Source organism: Phenylobacterium sp. (genome assembly GCF_035276905.1).
Taxonomy (GTDB): domain Bacteria; phylum Pseudomonadota; class Alphaproteobacteria; order Caulobacterales; family Caulobacteraceae; genus Phenylobacterium.
This window is the reverse complement of sequence record NZ_DATELG010000433.1, coordinates 1-9551: the sequence shown is the minus strand read 5'-3', so window position 1 is coordinate 9551 and position 9551 is coordinate 1. Positions and strand designations below refer to the sequence as shown.

The window sequence follows — 9551 nt, the reverse complement described above, 5'->3', positions numbered from 1 at the left end:
ATGATGCCCGAGTTCGAGATCGCCGGCTCGCCGATGACGCAGGCGACCTGCTCATCGGCCAGGGCTTGCCTCACCCCCTCGATGTTGTTGAACTCGACGACCCTGGTCATGCGGCCGACGTCCCGCGCATTCGCATCGACGCCGGGCTCGAGGGCGACCCTGCCGTTTGCGAGCACGGCGAAGCTGTCCTCGACCGCCCCGAGGTAGCCGCCGTTGTAGACCAGGATCTTCTCTCTCTTGGTCAGCATCCGGCTGATGCGGATCGCATTGCGGTTCGCTTCGGTGGCCGAGACATAGACCTGCCAGAAGGGAAGGCCGAAGGCGCGCTTCAACCCCATGCCGACGTAATAGGCGTCCTCGGTGGCGAGGAGCGGAGATGATCCGCGCGCCATCTGATCGGCCACCGCCTCGACGACCTTCGGCTCGCCATAGCCGAATAGGCACGCCGAGCCGCCCAGACAGAAATCCAGACGCTCATTGCCGTCCACGTCGATGACGTGGGCGCCCCTGCCCTCCTTGAAAAAGATCGGATGCGGGTGCGGGAAATAGCTGATCCAATAGTTTGGGACGCCGTTCGGCATCGTTTCCAGAGTGCGCTTGTGAAGCTCAAGCGACTTCTGGTTCATTTGCAGGAAGGTCTGCACCTCCCGGGCATAGACCTTTTTGACCTTGTCCGGGTCGACTCCCCGCATCTCTTCGACCTTCACCTTGTCGCTCCGGGGGCGGCGCGGATCGACCGCGACGCCCCCCGGGGCCGCTGTTGAACGACGACTAGGGGACCTGCAACTTCGCCTCGGCGCCTACCCGCTCGCCGACGCTGCCGGTTTTCAGCAGCCGCTTGTCGTCGGCCGGACAACTCCAGGCCTGCGCGGTGTTCACGTCGCCACCGCCGCGATGCTGAGCCATCGCCGGATAGGGGCAGAGCGGCATGGTCCGAAGGACGGGCTGGTCCGGTGCATCGTCCTTGTATTTCGTCGCGATCAGGTATTCCGGCTTCTCCCCATGCTCGACCCAGCGCTCGAGCGCCATCAGCAGGTCGCTCCTGGCGTCGTTCGGCAGACGATCATGCATGTCCGAGAGCTGACCGAATGAATTCGGGCCGACGCCGAGGAAGCAGTGGTCCATGTTGGGGACCATGAACAGCACGGCCTTGTTCTGCAGCTTCTCGTATCCACCGTTCTGCTTCGCCAGCTCGCGGTAGTACTGAACCGTCCTGTAAGGCGTAATCAGCCCGTCGCTGTAGCCGTGGTACATGATCAGCTTGCGGCCCTGCCCCAGGAAGGTCGCGGCCGCGCTGGGCGTGGCGCCGCTGCCGCGCTTGGTCATCCTCGCAGCCAGATCGGCCGTCGCCTGCGGGATCACCGCACGCATGCGGCCGGCTGCGTCGCGTGCGAACGTGACGCCAGGGGTCTTCACGGGGTTAAACCCTGGCGCGTCCTGGTAGATCAGATGGCGGATGCTGCCGCTCGCCCAGTACCATCCCAACGGTTGGTCCGCCGGATTGGCGGCCCAGGGGTCCGGTCCATTGGGATTGGACGGGGCGCCGTGAAAGCCCACCCACATCTGCACATTTCGCTGGGGATCGGTGAACGAATAGCCCGGATAGACCACCTCGCCCCGGGGATTGACGATCGCCGAGAAGATGACGTTGACCGTATCGATCTGCTCGTCCGTAAAGCACTCGGCGGAAGCTTGGCCGGCCTTGCAGCGCGGCAAGTGCTTATAGGGATCGAAGTCGCACTGTTCAGGCGCCTGCGCCAGGCCATCCGCCACCCCGTCGGCCGTATCGCAGCGCGCACGGACGGCGCGGTCCAGGACGTCGTAAAGCGGCGCCGGCAGCGCTGCGCCCGGCGAGCGTAGCTGGGCGAGCGTGCCGACGTAGGTGACGAACATCTCTTCGGCCATGTCGAAAAACGGCGCGCCGGCGACGATCCCATCGAACATTTCCGGATAGTTGCTCAGCGCGACCATGCCTTCCCGGCCGCCGTCGGAGCATCCGATCATGTAGGCGCGATCGAGTTCGCTGGATCCAAAGTACCTGCGGGTGAACTCCTTGCCGACGCGCGCCACTTCCGCGACCGCGCGCTGATAGAAATCTTCGACCGCGTCGGCGTTCGCCTTGCCCGGCGACGTCGTCGCCCAGCTCGCGTCCACCGGCGGCGGAATGCGCTCCGTCGGGGTCCTGTTCGCCTGGTGGCCGTCGTCGGTCGACCAGACGGCGTACCCGCGCCGCACGTCGCCGAACCATTCGGCGGCGACCTCGCCGCAATTGTAACCGCAGCCCTGGAACAGGAACTTCCGGTTCCAGTCGCCCGCCGCCGGCATGATCGTCGCGAAATTCGCCGTCTTGCCGGTTTTCGGGTTCGTCACGATCGAGCCGGTGACGAGGCAATATTCCGGCGTCGCCGGCCCCGCCGCCACATGGGCCACGCCGCCTTGCGTGCGCGGCATGCCGGGCGAGGGAGCGAAGTTCGGAATGTCCTTGATCTTGAGTTCGGCCGGGGCGATCGCCTGAAGCGCCGTCGTGCTGCAATCGGCGGCGCGCGCTTCCGCCCCTCGCGGGGTCAAGGCGAGCCAAGCCAAGGCAAGGATTGCGACGGCCGCGGCGCGACCCGCATGGCGAACAGAACGAGCGGCCCCGAAAAGCCCCGAAAATTGCGATACGATCAATTCAGCGTCTCCGGCATGATTAGTCGCGCGTCGGATCAGAACTTGTAGGTGGTCGTGAGCCCGACCGTCCGGGGAACGAACGTAGTGCTGAAGAACACCAGCCCGCCGTTGGCGAGGTTGTCGCGCGTCAACACCGGATGCGAATTGAACAGATTGTTCGCAAACAGCGACATGTCGACGCCGGCGACCCGCATGCCCATGCGCAGGTTCACCAGCTGCGTCGCCTGGCCGCCGAATTGGTCCGGATTGTACGACAAGGTGGTCGGGTCCTGCTGCGGCAGCCGGCGATTATTGCGTGACCGGAAGGTGTAGGTCGCGTGCACATAGCCGACCTTTTCGTCAGCGTATTCATGCTCATAGTCCGCGTCGAGCGTCACCATCCAGGGCGCGGTCGGCAGCGCGTTCCCATCGTTCACGATGATGCCGCGTTCGCCGCCGGCCCCGGTCGGCGCGCCGAACACGGTTTGCGTATAGTAGGCGGTGTTGTAGGCGACCGAACCGCCGAGCTGCAATCCTTCCGCCACCTTGGCCTGGAATTGAACGTCGACGCCCTTGCTCACCGCCGAGCCGAGATTGTCGACGAATTCGAAACCGCAGTTGGAAAGCGGGATCGACTGTTGGATCTTGGACCATTTGATGTAGTAGGCGCTGCTGTAGATCTGGAGGCGCCCATTTAGAAGGTTACCGTTCTTCGCCCCGACCTCATAACTCCAGACCTGGTCGGAATTATACGGGCCGACGCCCGACGAGAGGCCGAACGCCTCGAGGTCGCCGCGGCAGGCGTCGCTGATGATCGGAATGGGCTTGTTGACGCCGCCCACGCGGAAGCCCTTCGCCGCGGTCGCATACACCATGTTGCTGACGTCGAACTCATAGGTCACGCCGAACTTCGGCGTGAAGGGCTTCTCCTTCTGCTTTCCTGAGGCGCTCAGCGTCGGCGTACCGGCCCACGGCCCGGCCTGGAAGGTCGAATACTCGAGGGAGGTCTTCGCATAGCGCGCTCCGGCCGTGAGCTTCAGCCGATCCGTCACGCGATAGGTCAACTCGCCGAAGAGCGCGTCCTGCCTGTCGCGCGCCACGTCCGAGGCCGCGTAGGAGGTGGTCGCGTCAATCATCGGGATGCCGAAGACTTGCTCGACGGTCGCTCCGCCAAAATAGCTGGAGATCAATTCCGGCAGCATCGGGTCGATGAAAGTCTGCCCCGTCGTTTGCTTCGCGCGTTGTACGAAAAGGCCGACGATGCCGCTCAACCGGGCATCCGGCCTGGAATACTGCAGCCGAATCTCCTGCACAAAATTGTCTTGCTTGGCGTGGAACTGAGACCGCAGGATGTAATCCGGCACGAGCGGATTGAACAGAGCGTCGCGGTATACGTCGAATCCGAGCAATAGGGGCGGGAATGTCAGCGTATAATCCTGCAGCGGGCGCCCCGTGCGCACGAACTTCGAGGTGACCGAAGTCAGCTTGAAATCGCCGAACTCGGCCTCGACGTTCAGGCTCGGCAATACGAACTTGTCCGGGAACTTGCTGCGCACCGGCTCGGCGTTGCGGAAAACGCCTTTGTCGGGATCCGAGATGCGATCCATGTATTCGGGAGAGCTGTACGCGGTCGTACGCTGGAAATAGACGCTCGGCGTCACCGTCAGCCAATCCGTCGGCCTCAAGCCGAGCGCGAGGCGGGCGGAGAAGGCGTCGCGGGAATTGGCGTCCTTCTTGAGCACGCTGTTGTCGAACTGCGAAACCTGATCGATGTATCCGCCGTCGCGGCGCCCCCACACGCTCGCCCGGAAGCCGACGCGATCCTGCACGATCGGGCCGCCGACGGCCGCGCCGAGCTCCCAGTTGGGGCTGCCGTCTTTCGTGAAGGACAGCTCGGAACGGCCGTAGCCGCTATACTGGCTATACCCGGGCTCGGGGCTGATGAAACGGACCGTGCCCCCCTCAGAACCGGCGCCGAACAGCGTGCCCTGAGGGCCGCGGAGGATTTCCACGCGCGCTAGGTCGAACACTTCCGGATAGGCGGTGGAGGACGCGAAGCCGAGGGACCGGACCTGAATCGGGGTGTCGTCGATGTAGACGCCAGTGGTCGACGCGCCGACGGTCGACGAGATGCCGCGGATCGCGATCTGATTGTTGCCTGCGAAGCCGGTTCTCGTGAAAACGACGCCGGGGGTCAGGCGTGCGACGTCGTCGACGCTGCGCACGCCTTGCTGATCGAGCTTGGCCTGGTCGAAGGCGGTGACGCTCACGGGAACGCGGCTCAGCCGCTCGCTGGAGCGTGTGGCGGTGACCACGATCTCGCCGATCTGGACGGCCTCATTGTCGCGCCCCTTGCCGGCGCCTTCCGGCGCTTGGGCATGAGCGGAAAGGGGAAGAAGCGCCGCGAGCGCTCCGCTGAAGCTCAACAGCCGCGCTCTTGTTTCGGCCTTTATTGGTTGTCCAGTATGGCTCAACGAACTGCTCCCCTGCCGCACATCGTTATGTCCGGCCGGCTTTGATTTGCGCCGGTCCGGTTTGATTTGATTTTCGGTGATTCACATGGAGATTAAGCCGGCGCGTGCCCCGTCGCGCCGACGTGAGTCTGGAAAAATTCGCCGACTTCGAAGGTCGGCCCGCAAAGATTCGCTTGGTCGAAATAATCGTACCAACCGGCCGACTGAATCAGCTGTTCGAACTCAACAGCGGCTTCGGCGTTCGGCAGGCGATAGACGCAGTAGTAAGCGTACGGCGAACGATGGGGCGTGGCGTGCGCGTTCGTGCCAAAGGCCAATATTTCAACGCCGGAGCTCACGGCCTGCTCGACATGGCCGACGACGGCTTGAACATAGGCCTGCTGTGCGGACGCACTGAGGGCGAGCCAGCTTGGTCTCGGGTTGTAAAGCTCAATGAACGCGAAGGACACTGTCATTCCCTCTTCTTTACCAGGTGGTGATGTTCGACGCGCCTCGGGAGGCAGGGCCATCGACAGAAGATCTGGGGGCCAGCGAGGCCGGCGGACCGAGCAGAGCGTCGATGCTCGTCGGAAGATATCTCACTCGCCCCTCCCCCAAGCGCGCGATCCACGACTTCTGGAGAGCCGTCGAGGCTCCCGCTTTTGAAATAATGGCGATGTGGTCGCGCTGTCAGACCAGTGAACAGGAAGCCAGTCGCCCGCTAAAGGACATACAAGCGTCAAAATCGGTCACGGCGCACGCAAAGCAGGATCAAAGCCTGAGCGTTGCGGACTTGCATCAGCGCATGGACCGAAGGGCGAAATTCGGACGGCGGCCGGGGCGGCGCGGGGGACCGGTGAACTTCTGGGGTCAGAGCGCCTCCAGCCCGTTGACCTGACAACGGAGCCGGTCCGAGCGCCGCGCACAGCCGCGGCCTTGCATCGCCTGCCGTCTACTCTGCAGCCATCGCCGCCAAATCGAAACTGCGCGATCGAAAATTATTACGGTACTGCTGCGGATGAACGCCGAAATGGCGGCAGAAGGTCCGCCGCATGTTTTGCTCGCTGCCAAACCCGTTCTCGCAAGCAATCTTCTTGAGCGGCATATTCGTCTGAACTAGCTGACGGCACGCGGATTCAAGGCGAAACAACTCGATCGTCTTCGCAGGCGTCCGACCGACTTGCGCCACATAGCGCCGCGCAAAGGTCCGCGGCGTCATCCGCGCCTGTTCGGCGAGCCTCGCTACCCGAAGGTCCTCCGCCAGGTGCTCCATGATCCACGCGTGGAGCTTTTCGAACGTCGAATCGCCGACCGACTGGGACGCCAGCGGAGCCGAAAACTGGGATTGGCCGCCGGGACGCTTGATGAACATGACCAAGGCACGGGCAAGCCGCATGGCCATCTCGTGGCCGAAATCTTCCTCAATCAGCGCCAGAGCCAGGTCGAGGCCGGCCGTAAACCCGGCCGAACTCCAGATCGTCCCGTCCCTTATGAAGATTGGATCTGAATCAACGATGGTCTGTGGATAGCGCTCCGCCAAGGTCGACGCCGCCATCCAATGCGTGGTCACGCGCCGGCCGTTGGCCAGACCCGCTTCGGCGACCAGGAAGACGCCGGTGCACACGGTGCAGATACGCCGCACATTCGGACCCTCGGCGGCCAACCAAGCCACGACGTCCGCCGGGACCGGTGGGTCGCCCGGCGGCCCGCCGCCAGGCACAATCAGCGTGTCGATGCAGCCGCCCTCCAGATCGCCCAGCGCTGAAGTGGCGATGGACACGCCGGAGGCCGAACGGATGGGGCCGCCCTGCGCCGAGGCGACGACCACCTGGTACAAGTTCGCCCCGCCCTGTTCCGCCGGCGAGAAGATCTGCCGAACCAGATCGAAGACGTCCGCGGGCCCGGCGACGTCGGAGAGGGTTATGTTGTCGAAGGCCAGCACGACCACGGTTCGCGGCGCTTGTCCCGGGGCGGGCGGCGCCGCGCCGGCGTCAGGCCCGAGCGCCGATTGGTCGGGTGGGGCCGCTCTTTCATCTTGCGGGCAGGATTCCATCGCGCAGCTTTCGTTGCTCGAAGCCGTATTTCCGGGCGGACCGCCAATTCGTGGCCGAACGCGAGAAACATTACAGGCTCGACCGTCGGCAGCAATGTTAGATACTCGTCAATTCCTGCCAACGCAACTCTCGTATATCAAGTCGCCGCGCCCGGCGCGGCGCGCGTTCGGCCTCCGTTGGTGGTCCCCCTGTGCCCACAACCCGTCCGTCTGATCCGGACATCGCGTCGAATATTCGTATTAGAACGAGTTTGTGCGCCAATTCGCCCATCAGGAACGCGCGTCCAAACCCTAGCCTCCTAGCTCCGGACCGCTGGCGACAACACCTTGGGTATATACAGTTCCAGGTAGGCTACCATGGCGCGTGACGCCTCAATCGAGAAGAATGGAGTGACCGTTCCGCTTTCGCGCACAGACAGTACAAACATGAGGTCCGCCACCTCGATCGCGCGGAAGAAGATCGGATCCCAATCCATCGTATCTGGCAGTCGGAACAGGGAGGCGATATGACCCACAAATAGGCGCGCAAGGGCGAAGTCGTTTACCCGATCCCTGCTCTTGATGTCCGGCGGCGTCTTCGGACCGATCTGGAGTTGCCGTGCAGCCGAATTCTCGATGAAGAACGCGGCGCCGCGGTCAACAAGTTCCGAAATAACTCCTTGCCATTCCGAATGCTCATGTCTGAGCGGCTTTTCAAGCTCGCCTCTGAGATCGGCGGCCAGCTCGAGTGACAGTTCAACGTAGAGATCGTAGATGCTGGGAAAGAAGTGGTAAGCCGAGGTCTTCGGCACTCCCGCCGCCTCAGCGACGTCCGCTAGACCGATCACATCCAGAGTGGACTGGCCAAGCAGCCGCCGCGCCGCGTCCAACAGCTTGCGACGGCGAAGTCGGCCTCGCGCCTGCGTTGTTCCCTTCCTGCTTTGAAGCATCATCATATTGGACTCGGGTTCTTGGACTGGAGGATCATTTCCGGCCACAGCCGATTGAAGACGCGCCTGGACCTCACAATGCCGTGTTAATCATCCAAAATTCGCTCCCCAAACCGCCTTGAGAGCGAAAGCCTGCGCGCCCCCCCTGCCCGTCTTGATGCGCGATGCATGTGGCGCAGCTTAATGCGCCGAGTGACGTTGTCGAGGTCGGGGCCACTTTACCGCCCGCGGCCACGGTCGCCTCTGAGAAGTCGAATAGCAACTGATTTGTGGACGCCTCATGTCTGCGCACCCCTGGGCCCGTCGGCGCTCACGCGTCAGTGCGGCTCGATGACCAAACCCTGCGGCGATCGGGCGAGTAGGCTTTGACAGCACCATGACGCATTGGAATGATGGGTCGCGAGGGCAGCATTCCGAGCCGTTGGCTGAGAGTCTGTTTTGAAAATCAAGGATGAGCGTTTCTGCGGATGAGATTGCCGCCCATGGCGACAAGGATCATGGCGTGTGAGACGTCGATGCGCTTTTCGTAATCGCGCACCAAGCGCCGCCAGCGGGTCATCCAGCCGAAGGTGCGCTCGGCCACCCAGCGCCGGGGCAGGATCTGGAAGCCCTTCTGATCATCGCAGCGGCGGATGATCTCGACGACGAAGTCGAGATAGGCGGCCTTGTCCATGAGCTTCAGCCGGTCATAGGCGGCGTCGGCGAACAGGTGCTTCACCCAGGGCCAGCACTTGCGGATGGCGTCGAGAATGGCCTGGGCGCCGGCGCTGTCGGAGATGTCCGCCGGCGTGAGATTGACCATCAGCAGTCGCCCGTCGGCGATGTGGCGCTTGCGGCCGACGATCTTCTTGGCGGCGTCATAGCCCCTGGTTTCTGCATGCGGCGCCTTCACCGACTGGCCGTCGCTCACCGCCGCGGAAGGGCTCGCCTCGCGACCCGCCCGTTCACGGTCCACCGTCAGCGCCACGTCATGGATGGTCTGGAACAGGAACCGCCGCGCCAGTTCCCGGAACCAGCCATCGACCGTCTGCCAAGCTCCAAAGTGGATCGGCAGCATCCGCCAGCCGCAGCCCGAGCGGACGAGGTAGCGCACGGCGTTGATCACCTCGCGGAAGTCCACCTCCCGCGGCCGGCCCCGACGACCCGGCTTCGGCATCAGCGGCGCGATCTGCTCCCACTCCTCGTCAGTCAGATCAGACGGGTAGCGCTTGGTCTTCTTGGCGATCTTGGCCATCCGGCCGCGGCTCTGCTCGGTCCACATCCAAAGCTTGAATCACAACCGCGACCCCGCCGATAGCCTACGACCCGAATTTCAAAACGTCCGGTCTAAGTGTCTGCCCCGAAAAGAAGTTGGGTGATATCAGAGGCTTGTGATTCTGTCGGTGTTGCGAAGCATCGACGGAGCGACACATGTGGACCGATACCACCCGGGCAAAGCATGCCCGCAAGGGATTGCGGTATTCAAGC

7 protein-coding genes are annotated in these 9551 nt (G+C 63.4%); all 7 read right to left on the bottom strand.

The annotated features are described in order from the left end of the window. Positions 1 to 707: aminotransferase class III-fold pyridoxal phosphate-dependent enzyme (locus tag VJS38_RS20700; protein ID WP_324090040.1), on the bottom strand; the 707-nt coding region annotated here is incomplete at its 3' end. A gap of 64 nt (positions 708 to 771) precedes the next feature. Beyond that, complete coding sequence (locus VJS38_RS20695; RefSeq protein ID WP_324090039.1) at positions 772 to 2568, bottom strand: tannase/feruloyl esterase family alpha/beta hydrolase; 1797 nt, start codon at positions 2566 to 2568, stop codon at positions 772 to 774. Between the two features lie 137 nt (positions 2569 to 2705). Next, the gene (locus VJS38_RS20690) at positions 2706 to 5075 is read right to left on the bottom strand and encodes a TonB-dependent receptor (RefSeq protein WP_324090038.1); all 2370 of its coding nucleotides are present in this window, start codon (positions 5073 to 5075) and stop codon (positions 2706 to 2708) included. Positions 5076 to 5215: 140 nt separating this feature from the next. Next, positions 5216 to 5578, bottom strand: coding sequence for a DUF6616 family protein (locus tag VJS38_RS20685; protein ID WP_324090037.1), 363 nt, complete (start codon positions 5576 to 5578; stop codon positions 5216 to 5218). A 476-nt stretch (positions 5579 to 6054) separates the two neighbouring features. Next, on the bottom strand, positions 6055 to 7050 hold the full coding sequence (locus VJS38_RS20680; RefSeq protein WP_324090036.1) for a GlxA family transcriptional regulator: 996 nt from the start codon (positions 7048 to 7050) through the stop codon (positions 6055 to 6057). Between the two features lie 404 nt (positions 7051 to 7454). Beyond that, positions 7455 to 8090, bottom strand: a complete 636-nt coding sequence (locus tag VJS38_RS20675) for a TetR/AcrR family transcriptional regulator (protein ID WP_324090035.1) — start codon at positions 8088 to 8090, stop codon at positions 7455 to 7457. Positions 8091 to 8529: 439 nt separating this feature from the next. Further along, complete coding sequence (locus VJS38_RS20670) at positions 8530 to 9345, bottom strand: IS5 family transposase (protein WP_324090034.1); 816 nt, start codon at positions 9343 to 9345, stop codon at positions 8530 to 8532. Positions 9346 to 9551 lie beyond the last annotated feature (206 nt).

Excerpts from the sequence above, each read along its gene's own strand:
- VJS38_RS20675 (WP_324090035.1), bottom strand. The coding sequence starts at position 8,090 with ATGATGATGCTTCAAAGCAGGAAGGGAACAACGCAGGCGCGAGGCCGA.
- VJS38_RS20670 (WP_324090034.1), bottom strand. The coding sequence starts at position 9,345 with ATGTGGACCGAGCAGAGCCGCGGCCGGATGGCCAAGATCGCCAAGAAG.
- VJS38_RS20685 (WP_324090037.1), bottom strand. The coding sequence starts at position 5,578 with ATGACAGTGTCCTTCGCGTTCATTGAGCTTTACAACCCGAGACCAAGC.